This window comes from Stenotrophomonas sp. YJH_SMC_25, from assembly GCF_059369595.1.
In genome coordinates, this window is the sequence record NZ_JCAFSV010000002.1 from 293408 (window position 1) to 315030 (window position 21623).

A 21623-nucleotide genomic window follows, 5' to 3' on the forward strand; every position below is an offset into this window, starting at 1 on the left:
GGGCGCTCGCTAGACTCGGGGTTTCCAACGCGAAGGACCCGCCGCCATGACCCAGTGGTACTTCCATGCCTCCGCCCAGGCCGAGCGCATCGGCCCGCTTGATGACGAGGCCGCGCGCCGTTACGCGCAGGCCAATCCGCGCGCGCTGGCCTGGTGCCAGGGCATGAGCGGGTGGACGCCGATCGCCGAGGTGGCCGAGCTGCAGGCGCCGGCCCCGGGCATGCCCAACACCCCACCGCCGGTCCCCGCCGGCGTCAGCGGCCGCGCCGACGACATCGAGTTCCGCATCGTCGGCCATGAAATGCAGTTCGTGGAGATCGAGCTCGACCCCGGCGAGAGCGCCATCGCCGAGGCCGGCGCATTGATGTTCAAGGACGCCACGGTACAGATGGACACGGTGTTCGGCGCCGCCAACGGCGACCAGGGCGGCGGCTTCATGGGCAAGGTGATGGCCGCCGGCAAGCGCGTGCTGACCGGCGAGAGCCTGTTCGCCACCGTCTACACGCAGAGCGGGCACGGCAAGGGCAAGGTCGCCTTCGCTGCGCCCTACCCGGGCACGGTGCTGGCGATGAAACTGGACCAGCACGGCGGCCGCCTGATCTGCCAGAAGGACAGCTTCCTGGCCGGTGCGCGCGGCGTGCAGATCGGCGTGCAGTTCCAGCGCAAGATCATGACCGGCCTGTTCGGTGGTGAGGGTTTCATCATGCAGAAGCTGGAAGGCGACGGCTGGGTGTTCATCCACGCCGGCGGCTGCGTGGTGGAACGCGAGCTGGCTGCCGGCGAGCGCCTGGACGTGGATACCGGCTGCGTGGTGGCCTACCACCCGACCGTGGACATGGACGTGCGCCGTGTTGCGGGCATCAAGAGCATGCTGTTCGGCGGCGAGGGCGTGTTCCTGGCCACGCTGACCGGCCCAGGCAAGGTCTGGCTGCAGTCGCTGCCGTTCTCGCGCCTGGCCGGCCGCATGTGGATGGCCGCGCCGCAGGGCGGTGGCCAGAACCGCGGCGAGGGTTCGGTACTGGGCGGCCTGGGCCGGATGCTGGACGGCGACAACCGCTTCTGACCGCCTCCGGTCGTGCCGGCCGCTGGCCGGCAACCCCATGGACCTTGGCGCGCATCCCGGTCGTGCCGGCCGCTGGCCGGCAACCCCATGGACCTTGGCACGCATCCCGGTAGTGCCGGCCGCTGGCCGGCAGCCCCATGGACCTTGGCGCGCATCCCGGTAGTGCCGGCCGCTGGCCGGCAGCCCCATGGACCGTTGCCAGTTTCCCTATGGTTGCCGGCCAGCGGCCGGCACTACCTTTATGAATGGGCGATATTTCCCACCCTGCCCGCCCCGCCACGGCTTCGGTATGCTGGCGCCCTTTCCTGAATCCGGCGCCGCGAGCGCACTGCCGATGAGCCTGTTCCGCCCCCGCATGCTGCTGTCCGTCGCCCTGATCGGCCTGCTGGCCGGCTGCGGTGGCGATCCGGTCCGCCCCACGCCGCCGCCGGCGCCGACCGTGGTGCCACAGGCCAAGCCGGTGAAGATCGGTATCGCCCTCGGCGGTGGCGCGGCCAAGGGCTTTGCCCACATCGGCGTGATCAAGATGCTGGAAGCCAATGGCTTCGAACCGGCGGTGGTGTCCGGCACCAGTGCCGGCAGCGTGGTCGGCGCGCTGTACGCCAGCGGCATGGACGCGTTCCAGATGCAGAGCAAGGCGGTGGCGCTGGATGAAGCCAGCATCCGCGACGTGCGGCTGTTCTCCGGTGGCCTGGTGCAGGGCCAGAAGCTGCAGGACTACGTCAACGAACAGGTTGCCAACCGTCCGGCCGAACGCCTGAAGAAGCCGTTCGCCGCCGTCGCCACCCAGCTGGAAACCGGCGAGCGGGCGATCTTCGTGCGCGGCAACGTCGGCCAGGCGGTGCGCGCGTCGAGCAGCATTCCCGGCGTGTTCGAACCGGTGAAGATCGGTGGTCGCAACTACATCGATGGCGGCGTGGTCAGCCCGGTGCCGGTGGATGCCGCGCGCCAGCTCGGCGCCGACTTCGTGATCGCCGTGGACATCTCCAGCAAGGCCAGCGGCAAGGCGCCGACCGACATGCTGGGCATCGTCAACCAGTCCATCTCGATCATGGGCCAGCGCCTGGGCGAACAGGAACTGGCACGCGCCGACATCGTCATCCGGCCGAAGGTGCTGGACATCGGCGCTGCCGATTTCAGCCAGCGCGGCACGGCGATCCTGGAAGGCGAAAAGGCCGCGATGGCCGCGATGCCGCAGATCCGCGCCAGGATCCAGCAGCTGCAGCGCGCACGCGCCGCCGCAGCGGCACCGGCACCGGTAGCCGCACCGAAGTGCGAGGAAGCCTCGCGCCTGGGCAAGCTGATGGGCCGCAAGGACAAGTGCTGATCCCTTGATGCCTGGCCACCGGGCATGCCCGGTGGCCGCTCAGGACTCCAGCTGCGAAAGCGGCAATGCCTGGAAGCCCTTCACCGTGCGCAGCACGAAGCTGGAGTTGGCATCGGCCACGCCACCGGCGTTGAGCAACCGGTCCAGCAGGAAGCGCGAGAAGTGCTCCAGGTCGCGCACGTAGATGTGCAGCAGGTAGTCCATGTCGCCGGTCAGCGCATGGCAGGCCACCACCTCGTCCCACGCTTGCACGCTGTCCACGAAGTGGCCGATGGCGGCCTGGTCGTGCTTTTCCAGCTGCACGCGCACGAAGGCCTGCAGGCCCAGCCGCAGCTGCCGCGGCTCCAGCCGCGCGCCATAGCCGACGATCACACCCTCGCTTTCCAGCCGCTGCAACCGCCGCAGGCAGGCCGAAGGCGAAAGATTCACCCGCGCCGCCAGTTCGGCGTTGGTGGCGCGCCCATCCCGCTGGATTTCAGCCAGCAGGCGTATATCCGTGCGATCAAACTGGACTTCTCCGGCCATTGTTGCCCCGCAACATGGTGAGTACGCAAGGATATTGCGCCAACAGGGCCAACGGGCGCAACTTTTGCAACCCTGTTGCGCGTGCTCTGCCCTAGCATCGTAGGCATCCCGTCAAGGAGTGCCCCATGGACCTCGCCCAGCCCCGCCGCGTCGAACACCAGCAGACCGACAAGGGCTACGTGCCGGTGTACACCACCGCGCTCGTCGAGCAGCCGTGGGACACCTATACCGCCGACGACCACGCCACCTGGAGCACGCTGTACCAGCGCCAGCGTGAGCTGCTGGTCGGCCGCGCCTGCCAGGAGTTCCTGGATGCACAGGACGAGATGGGCATGAGCGCGCACATGATTCCGCGCTTCGACCAGCTCAATGAAGTACTCGGCGCCGCCACCGGCTGGACCCTGGTCGGCGTTGAAGGCCTGCTGCCGGAACTGGATTTCTTCGACCATCTGGCCAATCGCCGTTTTCCGGTGACCTGGTGGATCCGTCGCCCGGACCAGATTGATTACATCGCCGAGCCGGACCTGTTCCACGATCTGTTCGGCCACGTGCCGCTGCTGATGAACCCGGTGTTCGCCGACTACATGGAGGCGTACGGCCGTGGCGGCGTCAAAGCCCACGCGATCGGCCCGGACGCGCTGCAGAACCTGACCCGCCTGTACTGGTACACGGTGGAGTTCGGCCTGATCGATACGCCCGAAGGCCTGCGCATCTACGGCGCCGGCATCGTGTCGTCGAAGGGCGAGTCGCTGTACTCGCTGGAATCGGCCGCGCCCAACCGCATCGGCTTCGACCTGCAGCGGATCATGCGCACGAAGTACCGCATCGACACCTTCCAGAAGACCTACTTCGTCATCGACAGCTTCGAACAGCTGATGCAGGCGACGTCGCCGGACTTCACCCCGATCTACGCGGCACTGGCCGACCAGGCGCACCTGCCTGCCGGTGACGTGCAGGGCGATGACCGCGTGTTCCAGAAGGGCACCGGCGAAGGCTGGGCCGACGGCGGCGACGTGTAAGCGCACGGCGTACAGCGCTTCGCATTGAAAGGAAAACGGCGCACCTGGATGCGCCGTTTTCGTTGTTGCCTGCCTGCGCCATTGCAGCGGCGCAGGCGAGGGCAGGGCACTCAGGCGTCCACGGCGCGGCAGGAACCACGCACCATCAACTGCGGATGCACGCTGGCTGCGGTCGGCGCATCCGGCAGATCGGTCTGCACCAGCATCGCTGCGGCCATGCGGCCGATGTCGGACACGTGGCGGCGCACCGAGGTCAGCGGCGGCCACAGCCGCGAGGCCAGCGGGCTGTCGTCGTAGCTGACGATCGACAGCTGCTGTGGCACGGCAATACCCGCACGCAGCGCGACCTGGTAGACACCGGCCGCCATCTCGTCGTTGCCGGCGAAGATCGCACTGGGGCGGCGTTCCCCCAGCAGCAACCGTTCGGCGGCATGCACGCCGGATTCGAAGGTGTCGCCCGCTTCCAGCACGCGCTCGCCCGGCAAGGTCAGCCCCACCTGGGCCAACCGGTCAAGGAAGCCATGGGTACGCTCACGCGCCGCGCGCCGGTCACCCGGCCCGGCGATCACAGCGATGTCGCGGTGGCCGAGCGAGAGCAGGTAGCCCGCTGCTGCTGCCGCGCCATCGCGATCGTGGGTGACCACCGCCTGCACGTCTTCTTCCGACGCATGCGCGTTGATCCGCACGTAGCGGCAATCGATGTCGTCCAGCATCTGCGCGAGTGCAACCGATTCGGATGCACGCGGGCCGAGGATCACCCCATGCAGCTTCTGCTGCTGCACGAAGCGGCGCACGCCCTGCGCGCACTCCGGGTCCTGACTGTCGCAGGGATGCACCACCAGCTCATAGCCGGTGCCGCGCAGCGCTTCCAGCGCGCCGTGCTGCAGGTCGACAATGCATTGGGCGCCGGGGTCGTCGTACACCAGCCCGATCAGGAAGGAACGGCGGAACGCGAGTCCGCGCGCCAGGGGGTCGGGCACGTAACCGACCTCGCGCATCAACGCCTCGACCTTGTCGCGGGTGTCTTTGCGCACCAGCGGCGAGTTGTTGATGATTCTTGAAACCGTTTTCTTGGAAACTCCCGACAGTCGTGCGATGTCGTTGATCGTGGCAGCCTTGCCTTTCGATGCCGGCAACGCGGCATCGCTCATATTTCGCACTGACATGTATAGAACCAGGTAAGTCGGAGAATTCTAGCCTTGCGCCCGTCGGGCGCGAAGTTGCGGAATGTCGCAGCTGGAGCGGCACAGACCGTGTTCGACACGTTCCACCGCGTGGGGTTCCATTGTGATCGCTATACTGCGTTTGCATCTGAACCGTTTTTCACGCGTGCTTGCCATGAATGCGGGTGCCACGCGCGCGAACACCAACATTCCCTTAACCATGCTCCGCTACAGTCGGGGCATGGACCTGCAGACTTCTCCGTTTCCGGCGTTCCGTGGCCGCGACCGGTTGATCGCCGCAGTCGACGCGGCGATGACCTCCGGTGATGCCGGGCGCATCACCGCCGACCTGCAGCTGGCGCTGCAGGAAGCCATCGCGGACAGCCGCATCGAGCTACCCGAATGCGTGCACCGTCCGGTCAGTGATCATTACGCGCGACGCCCGCTGTACCACAGCCAGGAACACGGCTACAGCGTGATTGCCATGAGCTGGGGCCCAGGGCAGGGCACGCCGCTGCACGACCACGATGCCATGTGGTGTGTGGAGGGCGTGTGGTTGGGGGAACTGGAGATCACCCGTTACGAGCTGCTGGAATGCGCCGGCGAACGCTGGCGCTTCCGACGCCACGCCGCGCTGCGCGGGGGCTGCGGCAGCGCCGGCAGCCTCATTCCACCTCACGAATACCACACCCTGCGCAATGCCAGCGATGAAGCCCTGGCCATTTCGGTGCATGTATACGAAGCGCCGATGGAACGTTCCGCGGTGTTCGACCCGCTTGGGGGTGACTGGTACCAGCGCCGCATCCAGGCACTGCAGGCCGACGCAGTCTGAATCCGCCGCAGGGCAGGGTACCAGCACCTTTGCAGCGCGCATGGCATCATGCGCCGCTGCGCTGCCGGACCCGGCGGCGATCCGCGATGCCCCATCGGGCAAGGAGCAAGACCATGTCCAGCGCTGATCCGCGCCTGCGCGCGCTGTTGAAGCTGGCACCGGTGATTCCGGTGTACACCCCCGAAGATGTGAATGAGGCGGTCGAAGTGGCCCAGGCGCTGTTCCGCGGCGGCCTGCCGGTGATCGAAGTGACGCTGCGCACGCCGCAGGCGCTGGATGCGATCAAGGCCATGGTCGAGGCCGTGCCCGATGCTGTCATCGGCGCCGGCACCGTGCTCAACGCCACGCAGATGCAGGCGGCGAAGCAGGCCGGCGCGCGCTTCGCGGTGTCGCCCGGTGCAACGCCGGCGCTGTATGCCGCCGCGCGCGATGCCGACCTGCCGTACTTGCCCGGTGCCGCCACCGCCTCGGACCTGATCCTGGGCCTGGAGCACGGCACGGACACCTTCAAGTTCTTCCCGGCGGTGCAGGCCGGTGGCGCTGCGTTGCTGGCGGCCTGGCACGGCCCGTTTGCCGACGTGCGGTTCTGCCCGACCGGTGGCATCAGCGCGCAGACCGCGCCGCAGTTCCTGCACCTGCCCAACGTGCTGTGCGTGGGCGGTTCGTGGCTGACCACCCCGGCGCTGCTGCAGACCCGTGACTGGGACGCCATCGAACGACTGGCGCGCGAAGCATCGGTGCTGGCCAGCTGAACCTGCTGCACGGATCTTCAAAGGTTTGATCGTGATCAAAGCGCCGGCCTCGAGCCGGCGTCATTCTGTGGGCAAGCGCACTGCGGAGATCCGAACATGCAATCCACCATGAAGGCCGCCGTCGTACGCGAGTTCGGCAAGCCGCTGGTCATCGAGGAAGTCTCGGTACCGCGCCCGGGGGCGGGCGAGGTGCTGGTCAGGATCGAGGCCTGTGGCGTCTGCCACACCGACCTGCACGCCGCCGAGGGCGACTGGCCGGTGAAACCGAACCCGCCATTCATCCCCGGCCACGAGGGCGTGGGGCACGTCGTGGCCGTGGGAGGCGGGGTAGGGCACGTCAAGGAAGGCGACAGGGTCGGCATCCCCTGGTTGTACTCGGCGTGTGGCCATTGCGAACACTGCCTGGGTGGCTGGGAAACGCTGTGCGAGACGCAGCGCAACACCGGTTACTCGGTCAACGGCGGCTTCGCCGAGTACGCACTGGCCGATGCCAACTATGTCGGCCTGCTTCCGAAGGAAGTGGGCTTCGTCGAGATCGCGCCGGTGCTGTGCGCCGGCGTGACCGTCTACAAGGGCCTGAAGGTGACCGACACCAAGCCCGGGGACTGGGTGGCGGTTTCCGGCATCGGTGGCCTGGGCCACATGGCGGTGCAGTACGCCCGTGCGATGGGCCTGAACGTGGCTGCGGTGGACGTGGACGACAACAAGCTGGCATTGGCCCGGCAGCTCGGCGCGCAGATCACCGTGAACGCGCGTACCACCGATCCGGCCGCATTCCTGAAGAAGGAGATCGGCGGTGCGCACGGCGCCCTGGTCACCGCAGTGTCGCCCAAGGCGTTCGAACAGGCTCTGGGCATGGTCCGCCGCGGTGGCACCGTGTCGCTCAATGGCCTGCCGCCCGGCAACTTCCCGCTGGACATCTTCGGCATGGTGCTCAACGGCATCACCGTGCGCGGCTCGATCGTCGGCACCCGGCTGGATCTGCAGGAGTCACTGCAGTTCGCCGCCGAAGGCAAGGTCGCAGCCACGGTCAGCACCGACCGCCTGGAAAACATCAACGACGTGTTCGCGCGCATGCACGCGGGCACCATCGAAGGCCGCGTGGTGCTCGACTTCGCCGCCTGACTGCCTGTGCATGGCCGCCGCTGCTCCGTACCCCTCTCCCACGGGCATGGCGGCCATGCCGATCCATCGGTAGTGCCGGCCGCCGGCCGGCAAAACCCCAGTCGGTTCGGTAGTGCCGGCCGCTGGCCGGCAACGCGGGCACTCTGTGGCAGCCGTACAATACGCGCATGCCTGGCCTGCTCAAGACCCTGTTCCTGTCCATCGTCGCCCTGATCGGCGGCGTGCTGTCGCTTGCGCTGGTCAGCAGCGTCGCCGGCTGGCTGCCGCCGTTGCTGGGCCTGTCGCCGGACAGCAACAGCGTGCAGCTGGGGTGGGACCTGGCCTTCAGCGTACTCGGTGGCGTCGCCGGCATTTCCTTCGCCACCTATTACGCACCGTGCTGGCCGCGTTCACATGGCTTCTCGATCTGGTCGCTGATCGCGCTGGGCTGTGGCTACGCGATGTGGACGGCGGGTGCGGACTTCCCGTTCTGGTTCGTCATTTCGCTGTTGGCATCGCTGCCGTTGCAACTGCTGGTCGGTTGGTGGTTCGGGCGCCGCCCCTCGCGCGATCTGCGCTGAGCGCATGCAGGTAGTGCCGGCCGCGGGCCGGCAACTGCAGGATGGCCGAGGTTGCCGGCCAGCGGCCGGCACTACCGCTTCAGCGACGGCAGCCTCTGCTTCAACCGCGCGATGCCCTGCCATGGGTCACCCTTCAGCCGCTTGGCGCGCGCCAGCGCCTTGGCCATCGGAAACGCGTCGGCCGCGCTCACCCGGGCCAGTTCTTCCCAGCGCAGCGGCACCGCCACGCCGGCAGCATCGCGCGCGCGCAGCGACCACGAACACACGCTGGTGGCACCGCGTGTGTTGCGCAGCCAATCGATGAAGATCACGCCGCCGCGCTTGGCCTTGCTCATCGTCGCCACGTAGCGATCAGGCTGCTCCAGCGCCATTGCCTGCGCGAACGCCTCGCAGAACGCCTTGGCCTCGTCCCAGCCAGCCTTGGGCTGCAGCGGCACCACCACGTGCACGCCCTTGCCACCGGACAGCCGCACGAAGCTCTGCAGGCCCACCTCCTGCAGGCGGTCACGGACATCGCGCGCAGCGGCCTTCACCTGTGCCCAGCTCACCCCTTCGCCGGGGTCGAGATCGAACACCAGACGATCCGGGTGCTCGGGATCGGCCACGGTCGCGCCCCACGGATGCAGTTCCAGGGTATTCATCTGCACCAGCTGCAGCAGGCCCCGCGCATCGTCGACGTAGACGTAATCCTCGCGGCCGCTCTTCTGCTGCAGGGGTACCGCATGTACCGCGTCCCCCAGGCCGGGGCCATGGTGCTTCTGGAAGAAGCAGGCCTTGCCCACGCCGTCCGGGCAGCGCAGCAGTGACAGCGGACGTCCGGCAATCTCGGGCAGGATCCAGCGCGCCATGCGTTGGTAGTAATCGGCCACGTCACCCTTGCGCAGTTTCTGCCTTGGAAACACCACCCGCTCCGGATGAGTGATCTCGACCTCGCCTCCGGTTTCGGTATCTGCGGTGCTCATTCCCAGGTCCTCCTTCTGCTTGTCGCTGCGCAGTCGCTTGAAACTGGCCTGGCGCAGCAGGCCTTCCTTGCCCCAGCCACGGAAGGCCACCTCGGCAACCGCCACCGGCTTCACCCAGCGTACGCTGGCAGCGCGGAACGGCACATGCGCCGGCAGCTGCAGCACGGGCGTCTTCACCGCCGAGGGCTGCAGTGCCTTGAGGAGCGCGCGCAGGCTTTGGTCGTCGAAACCGGTGCCAACGCGGCCCACATAGCGCAAGCCGCCCTTGTCCGGCGTCGCCAGCAGCAGCGAGCCGAACCCCACCCGGGAACCCCTGGGTGCCGTGTAGCCGACGATCAGGAACTCGTCGGTGTCTTCGTGCTTCACCTTCACCCAGCTGCGCGCGCGGGTATTCACGTACGGGGCATCCACCTGCTTGCTGACGATGCCTTCGAATCCGGCCTTGCCACTGGCATCGAACACCTGCGGGCCATGGTCGATCACGTGCTCGCTGAAGGCCAGGGTGCCAGGCGCCGGCCCAATGAGCTCTTTCAGGAGTGCTTTGCGCTCCAGCAACGGCGCACGACTGATATCCGCTCCAGCCACGCCCGGAAGATCGAACACGATGTAGCGCAGCGGTTGCTTCGAGCTGCCGTCGATCACCCGCTGCAACGCTGCGAAGTCACTGCGTCCTTCCTTGTCCAGCACCACCAGTTCGCCGTCCAGGCGTGCATCGCGCACCGGCAGCGCCTGCACGGCCTGCACCACTTCGGGAAAATCATCGGTCCAATCCAGACCATTGCGGGAGCGCAGCTTGACCTCACCATTGTGCAGATCCGCCAGCAGGCGATAGCCATCCCACTTGATCTCGTGAAGCCAGCGGTCGCCGTCCGGCGCACTGTCGCGATGATCGGTCAACTGCGGTTTGAATGCATGCGGGTAGGGTGCGTCACGTGCGCCGTGCAGTTGCAGCGCGCGTGCATGCCAGCGCACATCGGCCTTGCGTGTGGTCGTGCGTGCGACGGGTGCAGCTCGCGCCGTCTTGTCCGCGGAACGCTTCTTCGCCGCAGGTGTTCGTTTGGGCATCGGTGCCGTCAGCAGGTCATCCGCCTCCGCGTCGCGCGCTTCCCCGTCACCGCGCTTGATCAACAGCCACTGCACCTGGCGTCCTTTCATCGCGGTCCGCACCAGCTTCCAGCCACCGGCCAGGCGTTGTCCATGCAGCACGAAGTCGATCTTGCCCGCCGCCAGTGCCTGCAGTGGATCGCCTTCACAGGCCCAGGTGCCGTGATCGAAGACTTCCACGTGGCCCGCACCATAGTGGCCTTCAGGAATGTCTCCCTCGAAACCGGCGTAGGACAGCGGATGGTCTTCCACTTCCACGGCCAGCCGCTTTTCACCGACGCGCAGGGAAGGCCCCTTGGGCACCGCCCAGCTCTTCAGTACGCCGTCCATTTCCAGGCGGAAGTCATAGTGACGCGAGCTGGCATGGTGCAGCTGGATGACAAAGGTCGGCCGCCGCTTCGGGTCGCCCGGTGCGGGCGTGTCGTCGGGCTCCGTTGTCTGCCCGGCGCCACCGCCAAGCCGGCGTTTGCGCCGATACTGGTGCAACGACATGGCTCACCCCGCCTTGCGTCGGGGTGCGGTCTTCTTTGCAGCCTTCTTGGTTGTCTTCTTTACGGCCTTCTTCACTGGCGACTTGGCGGCTGCTTTGCGCGTTGCGGCCTTCTTCGCTGGCGTTCGCTTGTTCGCATCCAGGCTCTTCTGCAGCAGCGCCATGAAGTCGACCACATTGGTACTGGCGTCCTCGCGCGGTGCCGGCTCATCGTCCACCCGCGTGGTGCCGCCCTTGGACTTGATGCGCTTGTTCAACACCTGCTGCAGGCGCTCGCGGAATTCATCGTGGTACTGCGACGGATCCCAGTCGCCGGCCATCGACTCGATCAACTGCTCGGCCATCGCCGTTTCCTTGCTGGTGATGCGGTAGTCGGACAGTTTGCCGGTGGGCAGCTTGTAGTCCTCGGGATCCACCAGTTCCTGCGGATAGCGCAGGATCATCAGCACCAGCGCGTCCTCATGCGGCATCACCGCACACAGGTATTCGCGCGTACGCACCACCACTCGCGCGATGCCCACCTTGCCGGTGCTGCGCAACGTTTCGCGCAGCAGCACATAGCCCTTCTCGGCCTTCTTGCCGGGCACCAGCAGATACGGTTTCTCGTAATAGCGCGGGTCGATCTGCGCCGCATCCACGAATGATTCCACCTCCACCGCTTCGTGGCTTTCAGGCGCGGCCGAGCGGATATCACCTTCCTCCAGCACGACATAACTGCCCTTGTCGTACTCATAGGCTTTGACGATGTCCTTCCAGGGCACTTCCTCGCCGGTGTCGGCGTTGACCCGTTCGAAACGGATCGGCTTGCGGTCGCGGGAATCGAGCATGCGGAACTGCAGGTCGACCTTGCGTTCGCCGGACATCAGCGACACCGGCACGTTGAGCAGGCCAAACGACAGCGTGCCGGTCCAGATCGGGCGGGCCATGGGCGTACCTTTGGCGGAACAGGGCATCCAGCTTCGGATGGGCGGTGTAAACCACCCGTGTCGATACCGTGCACGTGGGTTCTACGCAGATGCGGTAGTGCCGGCCGCTGGCCGGCAGAGCTCGCGGCCTGAAGTTTCCTGGGGTTGCCGGCCAGCGGCCGGCACTACTGCAGCAACGGCCTCACCGCCGCCGCCGGAATATGGTCCAGCGCGCGCCAGGCGTCTTCCACCACCGGCCGCGCCTGCGACCAGCCCAAGCGTGACTGCCCGCGCATCTGTTCCCAGTGCTCGGCCAGTTCCTCGCAGGTATCGGCGGCATCACCGCGTGGCCAATCCGCAGCATGCGTGGTCAACGCGAAGGCATACACCGGGCACAGGTCGCGCCAGTTCCGGTGGCTCTGCCCGCGGCGCTCCTCGTAGTCGCTGAGCATGTACTGCAGGTAGTCCTGCGCCACCGCCTGGGGGTCTTCATGGCGACGCGTACGGCGCTGCGCGCTGCGCTGGCCGAGCGGATCGAGCAGGGCGTTGAACACGGACGGTGCGGGTCGTTCAAGACGGGGCATGGCCGGCTCCTGCAGCGGGGGCGGGTGGGCAGGAATACGCGCGGTGCCGTTACCGGGGGGTGAGCGAGATGTTCATGACGCCAGGTTCGCAACGGCTTTACCTGCGGGGCGGTGTAGTGGAATCCCCCAAGGGCAGGTACCAGACCATGAGCCGAGAGACCTCGCGAGACCCGCTGCGGGAGAACCACCCGCCCATTCCCGGCGAGCAGCGCGGCAAGCGCGATGCCGACAACGCCGACTACCGCGGCACCGGCGCGCCGTTCTTCGATGCCGAGCACGACCACCTGCCGGTGAAGCACGAGGCTGAACAGGCGGCCCAGGACCGCAAGGATGGTGGCGACCGCCATCGCGGTGGCCAGGAGAGCCCGCTCAAGCGCCGTGAACGCAAGCAGCGCGCCAGCGACAACCAGGACGAGGCGCTGGAGGAGACCTTCCCGGCCAGCGACCCGACCTCGCCGTTCGTGCCAGCCAAGGCCCCCGACTGACCGGTAGTGCCGGCCGCTGGCCGGCAACCTCTGGGCTGCCCTACACAGAGCGATGCCGGCCAGCGGCCGGCACTACCCCTTTCAGCGCCACGACCATTGCAGGCCGACGTTGGCTCGCCGTCCCGGTCCTGGCTCGTAGAAGCGACCATTGCCGTCATTGACGATCACCGAGCCGATGTAGGCCTGGTCCAGCACGTTCTCCAGCCGGGCGAAGGCGCGCAGCTCGCCGCCCGGCAGCGTCCATCGACGGCCGGCTTCCAGGTGCAGCAGGGCGTAGCCCGGCGCGCGCTCGGTGGCCACGTCATTGACCACGGTATCGCTGCTGGCCGTTGCCTCCAGCGCCCACTGCCAATCGGCAGGGCTCCACTGCAGCCGGGCGAAGGCCTGCTGGCGCGGCACGCCGGGCAGACGGCTGCCTGCAGCGACCAGGGTGTTCGAGGTCAGGTACGGCGAGCGCACCTGCGCCTGCAGCCAGGTCCACGCCAGCTGCAGTTCCAGGTGCTCGGCCAGCGGCTGTCGGTACTGCAGCTCCAGCCCCTGGCGGCGGGTGCGGCCAATGTTGCGGTAGGTGCTGCGTCCGCCGATATTGCTGGCAACGGCCAGCTCGTCGTCGGTATCTGCACGGAACAGGCTGATATCGAGTTGGTTGCCATCCTGTGCGTGCCACTTGCTGCCAACCTCGATGGAGCGGCTGCGCGCGGCGGCCAGATCCAGTGCCAGCCCGGCTTGGCCGTCGGCGCGATAGCCCAGTTCGTTGAAGGTGGGGGTCTCGAAACCACGCCCCACGGCCGCGTGCAGCCGCCACTGCGGGCTGGCCTCGAAGCTGACGCCTGCCACCGGCGTGGTCGCCTGGTAGCGGCGGTGGCCACTGTCGTCGGGGTTGGCGCCGACGATGTAGCGGTCATTCGATTCGAATCGCACGGCGCTGTGGCGCAGCCCGGCCAGCAGCGACCAACGCGGGCTCCATTGCCACCAGGCCTGGGTGAACTGATCCACGTTCTGCACGACGTCGATCTGGTCACGACGCAGCCGCCCACGCACGCCCAAGGCGCTGCCGATGAAGTTCTCGAAGCCGGTGCGGTGCTGGCGCTGGCGGTCGGCGCTGAGCCCGGCTACCAGGTCCAGCGGTCGCCCGGCCAGATCACCGTGCCAGCCCCAGCGCGCGTCCAGCCCGCCATAGCCGCCCTGCAGATCGATCACGCCGCCGGCATGCAGCGGGCTGTTGGTCTGGGGTGCCGGCGGAATCGGCAGGTACTGGCGTACCGCGCGCTGGCCGGCATAGCCCATCAATTGCCAGCGCTGCGCTCCCGTTTCACGGGTCCAGCGCAGGCCGGCCTGCTGCTGGCGCACGGTTTTGCGGGTGTTGTACTGGTGCGCGACTGCCGTGGCCTGGCGCGGATCAGCCGCCACCTGGGCACGGGTCAGGCCCAGCGGATCCTGCGCATCGGGGGCGTCAAGCGCATTGAGCAGCAGCTCCAGCCGCCCGCCGCCCAGCTCTCCACCGATGCGTGCGTTGAGCGATTCACGGCGCGCGCGGCTATGGTCCCGCCAGCCATCGGTGCGGAAGTGATTGGCGGCGATGTTGTAGTCCAGCACTTGACCGGCACCCTTCAGCTGCGCACCGACACTGAGCGTGTTGTCGGCGCCGGCATTCACGCGCAACCGCCAAGGGTCGCCGGCCTGGCCCTGCGCGCTCCAGACCTGCAGCACGCCGCCGGAGGAATTGCCGTACAACGCCGAGAACGGCCCGCGCAGCACCTCGATGCGCTCGGCGCCCAACAGGCTGGCATGCGACAGCTGACCCTGGCCGTCAGGCATGGTCGCCGGCACCCCGTCGATCAGCACCCGCACCCCGCGCACGCCAAAGGTCGAGCGTGCGCCGAAGCCACGAATCGACAGCTGCGTGTCCTGGGCGAAGTTCTGCCGGTCACGTGCCAGCAGTCCGGGGACCCCGGCCAAGGCCTCAGACAGCTGCGCGCCGGTGCCCGCGCGGCTGGCGTCGATCCAGACCGTGTCCTGGCTGGCCGGCAGCGCAAACGGATCGATGCCCGGCACCCGGGCGGCCTGTACCTGCACCGCAGGCAGGGCGGTGGGCGCAGGCTCGGCCACCGCCGTCCAGGGCGACAGCAGCAGGGCGGACAGCGGCAGGCAACGGTGTCGTGCGGCGGGATTCATGATTCAGGTTGATGGATCGGGCGGCAACGCACGCCATGGTACGGGGCCGCGGATGACGATGGCGGCGGCCAGCCCCGGCAGGCTTTGTTACGATGGGCTGTTTCCGGCCGAAAAGCCGCGGACCGCGTAGCGCACTTCCTCCCCCTTTCCGTCTACCGAACGAGTACCGCCGTGTCCTTCTTTGCAAACGTGGAACTGGTCCCAGGCGACCCGATCCTGGGCCTGACCGAGGCGTACAACGCCGACAGCCGCCCGACCAAGGTCAACCTGGGTGTGGGCATCTACTACGACGAGAGCGGCCGCATTCCGCTGCTGCGCGCCGTCAAGCAGATCGAGCAGCAGCTCGCCGCCGAGGCCAAACCGCGCGGCTACCTGCCGATCGATGGCCTGCCGGCGTACACGCAGGCGACACGTGAGCTGGTGTTCGGCAAGGACTCGCCGCTGCTGGCCGCCGGCCGCGTCACCACCGCACAGACCGTCGGCGGCAGCGGTGCGCTGCGCGTCGGCGCCGACGTGCTGAAGAAGCTGCTGCCGCACGCCACCGTTGCGCTGAGCAACCCGAGCTGGGAAAACCACCGTGCGGTGTTCAGCGCCGCTGGTTTCGACGTGCTGGATTACACCTACTTCGACCCGAGCACCCATGGCGTCGATTTCGACGGCATGCTGGCCGACCTGGGCAAGCTGGACGCCGGCACCGTGGTGCTGCTGCACGCCTGCTGCCACAACCCCACCGGTGCCGACCTGACGGTCACCCAGTGGAAGCAGGTCGCGCAGCTGCTGAAGGACAAGCAGCTGTTCCCCTTCATCGACATGGCCTACCAGGGCTTCGACAAGGGCATCGAGCAGGACGGCGCCGCCGTGCGCATCATCGCCGAAGCCGGCATCGACAGCTTCATCGTCGCCAACTCGTACTCCAAGTCGTTCTCGCTGTACGGCGAGCGCGTGGGTGCGCTGTCGATGGTGGCACCGACTGCCGCTGACGCCAAGGCGGTGCAGTCGCAGGTCAAGCGCGTGATCCGCACCATCTACTCCAGCCCATCCACCCACGGTGCTGCGCTGGTGGCCGGCGTGCTGACCAACCCGGAACTGCGTGCGATGTGGGAGCAGGAGCTGACCGAGATGCGCGAGCGCATCCACGCCCTGCGCCAGGGCCTGGTCGAGAAGCTGGCTGCCGCTGGCGCGCCGCAGTTCGGTTTCATCAACGAACAGGCCGGCATGTTCTCCTACTCCGGCCTGAGCCGCGAGCAGGTCGAGCGTCTGCGCGACGAGTTCGGCATCTACGCCGTCGGCACCGGCCGCATCTGCGTGGCGGCGTTGAACCAGAACAACCTGGAATACGTCGCCAAGGCCGTGGCCACCGTCGCCAAGGGCTGAAACAACGCTCCAGTAGCTTGAAGACAAAGGCGCCGAAAGGCGCCTTTGTTTTTTTGCTTTTGCTCTTGCCTTTGCCATCCCCACCGCGCTCGCGGCGAACCCTGAAGCGCGTGGGAGGGGGAGGCGCCACGAGTGCAACGCATCTGGAAACGATTACGCCTTCCCGCGCTCACGCACGGCCCCGCCATACGGGCGACAATAGGCGTTTTCCCGCTGCCGAGACCTGCCCGCTCATGTCCCGTACTTCGTTGACCCGCTTCCTGATCCAGGAACAGCACGCCGGCCGCATCAACGCCGACCTGCGCCAGCTGATCGCGGTCGTCGCCCGCGCCTGCACCAGCATCTCCATCGCCGTCAGCAAGGGCGCCCTCGGTGGCGTGCTGGGCGATGCCGGTACCGGTAACGTGCAGGGCGAGGCGCAGAAGAAGCTGGACGTGATCAGCAACGAGATCCTGCTTGAAGCGAACGCCTGGGGTGGCCACCTCGCCGCGTGCGCCTCGGAGGAAATGGACCACAGCCAGCCGGTGCCGGACATCTACCCGCGCGGTGATTTCCTGCTGCTGTTCGATCCCCTCGACGGCAGCTCCAACATCGACGTCAACGTCTCCGTCGGCACCATCTTCTCGGTGCTGCGCTGCCCGACCAATGTCGAACTGCCGGGCGACGACGCCTTCCTGCAGCCGGGCAGCAAGCAGATCGCCGCCGGCTACTGCATCTACGGGCCCAGCACCCAGCTGGTGCTGACCGTCGGCCATGGCACCCACGCCTTCACCCTGGACCGTGAGAAGGGCGAGTTCGTGCTGACCACCGAGAACATGCAGATTCCGGCGGCTACCCAGGAGTTCGCGATCAACATGTCCAACCAGCGCCACTGGGAAGCACCGATGCAGGCCTATGTCGGTGATCTGCTGGCGGGCAAGGAAGGCACGCGCGGCAAGAACTTCAACATGCGCTGGATCGCCAGCATGGTCGCCGACGTGCACCGCATCCTGACCCGCGGCGGCATCTTCATCTACCCGTGGGACAAGAAGGATCCATCCAAGGCCGGCAAGCTGCGCCTGATGTACGAGGCCAACCCGATGGGCCTGCTGGTCGAACAGGCCGGCGGCGCCGCCTGGACCGGCCGCGAGCGCATCCTCGACATCCAGCCCGACCAGCTGCACCAGCGCGTGCCGGTGTTCCTGGGTTCGCGCGAGGAAGTGGCCGAAGCCGTGCGCTACCACCGCGCGCACGACGACGCGCAGGGCTGATTGGCGGTTGCCTGACGACGGTCATGGCAGATCGATGACATGACCGTGGGGTGACACCGAGGGCGGCAAACGGCACCATCAAGCCGTTGCCGCCTAAGGAATGCACGCATGCACGAGCAGGGCCCGGTCGATTTCATCGAGGTCATCCACAACGCGGTCCCCAGCGAGGTCTGCGCGGCGATCGTCGAGCGCATGCGGGCGGCGCGTGGCCTGCAGCCCGGTGCCGTGGGCAGTGGCGTGTTCCCGGAACTCAAGCACAGCAAGGATCTGCGCATCAGCGGCCTTGATGGCTGGCAGGATGTGGACCATCAGCTGCAGCACGCGGTGTTCAACGGCCTGCTGACTTATCTACGCCGTTATCCACAGGCGTTGATCGCGCCGCTGATGTTGCAGATCCAGGACAGCAAGGGCCAACCGCGACGCCTGTCTGCCGAGGACTTCCCTGACATGCCGCAGCAGCAGCTGGCCGACCTGGCCCGCACCTGCCTGCGCCCGGGCGCCATCAACCTGCAGTGGTATGCGGCGGGCGAGGGCGGTTACCCGTACTGGCACTGCGAGCTGTACCCCAAGGATGCGCAGGCCGAGACCCTGCACCGGCACGTGCTGTGGACGCTGTACCTCAACGAGGAATTCGAAGAGGGCGAGACCGAGTTCCTGTTCCAGGGGCGGAAGATCGCACCACGCACCGGCAGCCTGCTGATTGCGCCGACGGCGTTTACCCATACCCATCGCGGTAACAGGCCGCAGGGGGGGGACAAGTTCATCGCGACGAGTTGGATCCTGTTCCAGAGCGCGCAGAAGTTATTTGGGGGACGGTGAGGTCATCGTACTCCTCCCGATTGGAGCCGATATCCAGGCAAGTTCGTTATGCCGTCGGTGGTTTACCGGGCCTCAGGAGAGCAGTAGTAGTCGCCGCCCCTGTCCGAGTCCCAGTAGGTTCCTCCATAGAGCTTCACCGTACTGCCTCTTGTCGTCAGCTCTACCGAGCGCGCCAGGCGATCCTCGCAGAAGACCATCAATCTGTAATGGCGCTGCCGTTTGTCTTTCTGCAGTCGCCACCGCTTCTCTGCGGCTTGTTTGATGAAGAAAGCGGCGATCTGCTCTGGATCAGATTCGAGTTCGGCGTCGAAGACGGCCCCCAGGAACGTGACCTTCGGTAAGAACTTAACGTTCGTGGGATGGCTCCCTGAAGGAAGTTCAAAGGTCTCGGTAGCAGCGCGCAGTTCTGATTCTGTTGGCTTTCCGGTCCAATCGCCACCTCCAATGGATCCAAACATTGAAAGATAGGTACCGCCTATCAGGGCCGCAATCACAGCGTATAGAAGCAAATGAGCCAATGATTTCTTCTTCACCAACCATTCCCCCAATCGCCATCCTTCTTAGACAGCTCACCCGGTGATGCACCGCCGCCAATTCCAATACCAATTTCAGTGGAAGTTCCACCGCCGGCGGAATAGTTGATACCTCCACCAACTCCAGCTCTACATTAGGGCTTCGGCTTCCTCCACGGTCTGATCAGGGTTTTGTACATGACCCAGGCAATCCAGCCGCAGACCAACCCAACCCCAGCGACAGTGATTTCCTCTTCCCCGAAAGGAGATCCACTTACCCCTTGATAGACGACGAAGACAGTTGCTCTCAACGACAACAGGGCAAATATCACTACAGGTGCCCAAAGTATGAACTTCATCATTCCCCCGTGTGCAATGCATGGACCCATGCTCGACAACTGGCCGTCTAGACTCTCTGTCCCGACATCTGCGGCATCATGATCTTCTTGCATGTACGGATTACCGGCATGAGGTTCCTCTTTCCGCTCTTGCCTCCGCGGTACTACCGCCGAGAATCGATGTCAGAAGAGGCAGCATTTTCCCTCAGAACGCGGTGCCAGGACGCGTAACTCCAAGCTTTCCATGCTAGCTGTTGCAGCTTCCAGAACCCGAAAGCCATCAGCCTCAGATTGGCTGTTGCAAGCGGCCGTGGCAAATAGAGTCCAGCTTGCTCGACTTCGCTCCAGATAGAGTCGGGCGGGCTCGACGCTACCGCGGGCGACGGCGATAGAGAATCCCGCCTGCCACAGCGCCGAACACCGCCACACCGAAACCAACGAGCTCTTCTTCTCCAAGCGCGTCGCCGGAGATCGGCTTGCCGCCCGTCAGCAACAGAAGGTTCAACGGAAGCATCCACAGGAACGCGATGCCCAGCCAGTAGATGATCTTCATGTCATGTGCTCACGGGTCCGGATACATCGACTTGAACCAGTAGGCGGATCTGTTCCGCATCCATGAGCTGAATTCTCCCGTCTCCAGTTTCCGCAGCTGGCGCATGTCTATTCCATAGCGCTGGAACAGCGAAATCAACTCTCTCATATCTTCGTCATCCACAGCCGACGGATCAACAGAGACGTTGATCGTCCTGAGGAACCCTTCGACAGACACCACGCCCGGAATCTGGTTCAACCTGGAGAAGAACGCATCCTCGTCCAGTCGTGATTAGAACCTCAGGGAATGAATTTCTATTTTCAGCATTGCCAGTCGTCGCAGAAGTGATTGCATGCAGGCAGTTCCACCCGGCTATCGGGTGGGACCAAAGGATCCCCAGAGATCGTCGTTTCCTCCTTGCCAGGCACTGAGCTTCTCGACAGGGATTTCCTTCAGTTGACAGGTGAACTGGAGATAGAAGGAACGGTCTTCTTTTCGATAACTGTTCCACCCGACAGCCGTCACTTTGACTTCCATCCGATTATCGCGCTCATGCGGCTGATGTAGTTCTACGTCGACTGAATCGGACAGCCAGTTGTCTCCCTTGTGCACAAAGCCCGCGCCGCCACTGGTGAGGCGTGCATCCACTACCTCCGGCGTCCCTTCCGACGAGGGCGCGTATCGCTTCAAGCTGCCTGTGATCTTGATGTACTGCTGGGAGTCGATCACGCCTGGCGACTCCGAGAAGAGGCGCAGCAGAAGGAGGGTATCGGTGCCCTTGCGCACCCTCTGACCTGTATCTGCCACCCACAGACGCTGTTCGAACTCGTCCAGGCCAGCCGGCATGTCAGTGACGATCGCGGCCTGCGGAACGATGATGCATTCGTGAATGGAGCGAGCTTCCACCTGCACGCTCGCAAGGTAGAGAAGGAGACCACTGGCGTGGAAGCAGTGAGTGCGTTTCATCATGTACAGCACGTTCGTGCGGATTCAGTTGCGCGAACGTCTGGAGGGGTGTGCCTGTTCGAAGGGGGATGCCTCCGGATCATGCACTCCCGTCCATGCATCAAGCTGCTCCAGAGACAATGGCTTGGCTCTCAGATGCTCTGACACTGTGGTCGGTGCCTCGCACTCTCCCGGCCACTGCAGTGGGCTTGCAGAGCGAAACGTTGCATCGACCTGGACCTCGATGCCGAAGTCTCCTGCGGAAACCACGGTAATCTGCCCTGCGACCGGCACTGCGTAGCAGCCCGTCTTTCCGGCAAACGCGCTGGACCCTCTGCTATGGAACATCCGTACTCGATCATTTGGGACAGAGAACCGGTCGCCTGCTTTCGCATCAGCGGGGAGCTGGATCGTGAGCTTGCTGAAGGTGGAACGGTCGGTCCTCCACGACGTGCGGAATCGTCTCAGCCCGATCACTCGGCTGTCCCCGGCAACGATCTGGTGACAAGCGAAGAGCCGCTGGCGCGGCTCGACCGTAAGGCAGGTGGGGTCGCGCATGGCAGCGTCTTCAACCACAAACGCACGGGCAGCCTCTGCATCGGTACCACAGAAAAGCAGAAACGCACCACAGCTGAAGGCATGTGAGCGCTTCATGTGCGAACCGATTCGTCGTCAAGCGAACGGCATCGCACTGTCACGGATCCTGGGTCATCCATCTGCATCCCTCCCTGGCTTGCAGGCCATCCGGCCAAGCGCAGATTGTTGCCGGTAAGCCGGGCAGC

At 65.8% G+C, this 21623-nt stretch carries 22 protein-coding genes; 12 read left to right on the forward strand and 10 right to left on the reverse strand.

Features of this window, described 5'->3' with window-relative positions; translation table 11 throughout:
- Nucleotides 1–46: 46 nt before the first annotated feature.
- Together AC5P7E_RS04305 and AC5P7E_RS04310 are read left to right on the forward strand one after the other, a co-directional pair.
- The gene (locus tag AC5P7E_RS04305; protein WP_043035291.1) at nucleotides 47–1063 is read left to right on the forward strand and encodes a TIGR00266 family protein; all 1017 of its coding nucleotides are present in this window, start codon (nucleotides 47–49) and stop codon (nucleotides 1061–1063) included.
- 334 nt (nucleotides 1064–1397) lie between these two features.
- Nucleotides 1398–2390, forward strand: coding sequence for a patatin-like phospholipase family protein (locus AC5P7E_RS04310; RefSeq protein ID WP_005411784.1), 993 nt, complete (start codon nucleotides 1398–1400; stop codon nucleotides 2388–2390).
- Nucleotides 2391–2429: 39 nt separating this feature from the next.
- On the opposite strand, the gene AC5P7E_RS04315 is transcribed toward AC5P7E_RS04310, so the two are convergent.
- Complete coding sequence (locus tag AC5P7E_RS04315) at nucleotides 2430–2915, reverse strand: Lrp/AsnC family transcriptional regulator (RefSeq protein WP_114618735.1); 486 nt, start codon at nucleotides 2913–2915, stop codon at nucleotides 2430–2432.
- A gap of 125 nt (nucleotides 2916–3040) precedes the next feature.
- On the opposite strand from AC5P7E_RS04315, the gene phhA reads away from it, so the two are divergent.
- Nucleotides 3041–3934: a phenylalanine 4-monooxygenase gene (gene phhA / locus AC5P7E_RS04320; RefSeq protein WP_005411781.1), complete on the forward strand. Its 894-nt coding sequence runs from the start codon at nucleotides 3041–3043 to the stop codon at nucleotides 3932–3934.
- A gap of 110 nt (nucleotides 3935–4044) precedes the next feature.
- On the opposite strand, the gene AC5P7E_RS04325 is transcribed toward phhA, so the two are convergent.
- Nucleotides 4045–5100 (reverse strand): LacI family DNA-binding transcriptional regulator, encoded by a 1056-nt coding sequence (locus tag AC5P7E_RS04325; RefSeq protein WP_032966127.1) that lies wholly within the window; start codon nucleotides 5098–5100, stop codon nucleotides 4045–4047.
- 238 nt (nucleotides 5101–5338) lie between these two features.
- Between AC5P7E_RS04325 and AC5P7E_RS04330 the strand changes: the two genes are divergently transcribed.
- From AC5P7E_RS04330 to AC5P7E_RS04345, 4 genes are all read left to right on the forward strand, one after another.
- Nucleotides 5339–5929 (forward strand): cysteine dioxygenase family protein, encoded by a 591-nt coding sequence (locus tag AC5P7E_RS04330; protein WP_005411799.1) that lies wholly within the window; start codon nucleotides 5339–5341, stop codon nucleotides 5927–5929.
- A 113-nt stretch (nucleotides 5930–6042) separates the two neighbouring features.
- A complete protein-coding gene (eda, locus tag AC5P7E_RS04335) occupies nucleotides 6043–6681 on the forward strand; it encodes a bifunctional 4-hydroxy-2-oxoglutarate aldolase/2-dehydro-3-deoxy-phosphogluconate aldolase (RefSeq protein WP_005411778.1) in 639 nt (212 codons plus the stop codon).
- 96 nt (nucleotides 6682–6777) lie between these two features.
- Entirely contained in the window at nucleotides 6778–7806 is a 1029-nt protein-coding gene (gene adhP / locus AC5P7E_RS04340) for an alcohol dehydrogenase AdhP (RefSeq protein ID WP_005411777.1), read from the forward strand.
- A 167-nt stretch (nucleotides 7807–7973) separates the two neighbouring features.
- Nucleotides 7974–8366 carry a hypothetical protein gene (locus AC5P7E_RS04345; RefSeq protein ID WP_005411776.1) on the forward strand — a complete coding sequence of 131 codons (393 nt, stop codon included), beginning with the start codon at nucleotides 7974–7976 and terminating at the stop codon, nucleotides 8364–8366.
- A gap of 71 nt (nucleotides 8367–8437) precedes the next feature.
- Here the strand turns inward: AC5P7E_RS04345 and ligD are convergent, their stop codons facing one another.
- The 3 genes from ligD to AC5P7E_RS04360 all read right to left on the reverse strand — a co-directional run bounded on the left by ligD (nucleotide 8438) and on the right by AC5P7E_RS04360 (nucleotide 12411).
- Complete coding sequence (gene ligD / locus AC5P7E_RS04350; protein WP_062606458.1) at nucleotides 8438–10924, reverse strand: DNA ligase D; 2487 nt, start codon at nucleotides 10922–10924, stop codon at nucleotides 8438–8440.
- Between the two features lie 3 nt (nucleotides 10925–10927).
- Nucleotides 10928–11848: a non-homologous end joining protein Ku gene (gene ku, locus AC5P7E_RS04355; RefSeq protein WP_062606457.1), complete on the reverse strand. Its 921-nt coding sequence runs from the start codon at nucleotides 11846–11848 to the stop codon at nucleotides 10928–10930.
- Between the two features lie 164 nt (nucleotides 11849–12012).
- Nucleotides 12013–12411, reverse strand: coding sequence for a hypothetical protein (locus tag AC5P7E_RS04360; RefSeq protein WP_012478657.1), 399 nt, complete (start codon nucleotides 12409–12411; stop codon nucleotides 12013–12015).
- A gap of 146 nt (nucleotides 12412–12557) precedes the next feature.
- Here AC5P7E_RS04360 and AC5P7E_RS04365 point away from each other — a divergent pair, with 146 nt between their 5' ends.
- Nucleotides 12558–12896, forward strand: a complete 339-nt coding sequence (locus tag AC5P7E_RS04365; protein WP_005411772.1) for a hypothetical protein — start codon at nucleotides 12558–12560, stop codon at nucleotides 12894–12896.
- Between the two features lie 81 nt (nucleotides 12897–12977).
- On the opposite strand, the gene AC5P7E_RS04370 is transcribed toward AC5P7E_RS04365, so the two are convergent.
- Nucleotides 12978–15071 carry a TonB-dependent receptor family protein gene (locus AC5P7E_RS04370; protein ID WP_049395278.1) on the reverse strand — a complete coding sequence of 698 codons (2094 nt, stop codon included), beginning with the start codon at nucleotides 15069–15071 and terminating at the stop codon, nucleotides 12978–12980.
- A gap of 171 nt (nucleotides 15072–15242) precedes the next feature.
- On the opposite strand from AC5P7E_RS04370, the gene AC5P7E_RS04375 reads away from it, so the two are divergent.
- From AC5P7E_RS04375 to AC5P7E_RS04385, 3 genes are all read left to right on the forward strand, one after another.
- Complete coding sequence (locus tag AC5P7E_RS04375) at nucleotides 15243–16445, forward strand: amino acid aminotransferase (protein WP_005411770.1); 1203 nt, start codon at nucleotides 15243–15245, stop codon at nucleotides 16443–16445.
- 233 nt (nucleotides 16446–16678) lie between these two features.
- Nucleotides 16679–17695 carry a class 1 fructose-bisphosphatase gene (locus AC5P7E_RS04380; RefSeq protein WP_043035283.1) on the forward strand — a complete coding sequence of 339 codons (1017 nt, stop codon included), beginning with the start codon at nucleotides 16679–16681 and terminating at the stop codon, nucleotides 17693–17695.
- A gap of 108 nt (nucleotides 17696–17803) precedes the next feature.
- Nucleotides 17804–18514 (forward strand): 2OG-Fe(II) oxygenase, encoded by a 711-nt coding sequence (locus AC5P7E_RS04385; RefSeq protein WP_024958796.1) that lies wholly within the window; start codon nucleotides 17804–17806, stop codon nucleotides 18512–18514.
- A gap of 62 nt (nucleotides 18515–18576) precedes the next feature.
- On the opposite strand, the gene AC5P7E_RS04390 is transcribed toward AC5P7E_RS04385, so the two are convergent.
- From AC5P7E_RS04390 to AC5P7E_RS04405, 4 genes are all read right to left on the reverse strand, one after another.
- Nucleotides 18577–19047, reverse strand: coding sequence for a hypothetical protein (locus tag AC5P7E_RS04390; protein WP_197633364.1), 471 nt, complete (start codon nucleotides 19045–19047; stop codon nucleotides 18577–18579).
- A gap of 687 nt (nucleotides 19048–19734) precedes the next feature.
- The gene (locus AC5P7E_RS04395) at nucleotides 19735–19917 is read right to left on the reverse strand and encodes a hypothetical protein (protein WP_223846460.1); all 183 of its coding nucleotides are present in this window, start codon (nucleotides 19915–19917) and stop codon (nucleotides 19735–19737) included.
- Between the two features lie 9 nt (nucleotides 19918–19926).
- Nucleotides 19927–20154 carry a hypothetical protein gene (locus tag AC5P7E_RS04400; protein ID WP_062606456.1) on the reverse strand — a complete coding sequence of 76 codons (228 nt, stop codon included), beginning with the start codon at nucleotides 20152–20154 and terminating at the stop codon, nucleotides 19927–19929.
- A gap of 114 nt (nucleotides 20155–20268) precedes the next feature.
- Nucleotides 20269–20865, reverse strand: coding sequence for a hypothetical protein (locus AC5P7E_RS04405; protein WP_223846461.1), 597 nt, complete (start codon nucleotides 20863–20865; stop codon nucleotides 20269–20271).
- A gap of 315 nt (nucleotides 20866–21180) precedes the next feature.
- Between AC5P7E_RS04405 and AC5P7E_RS04410 the strand changes: the two genes are divergently transcribed.
- A complete protein-coding gene (locus AC5P7E_RS04410; RefSeq protein ID WP_138970112.1) occupies nucleotides 21181–21486 on the forward strand; it encodes a hypothetical protein in 306 nt (101 codons plus the stop codon).
- Nucleotides 21487–21623 lie beyond the last annotated feature (137 nt).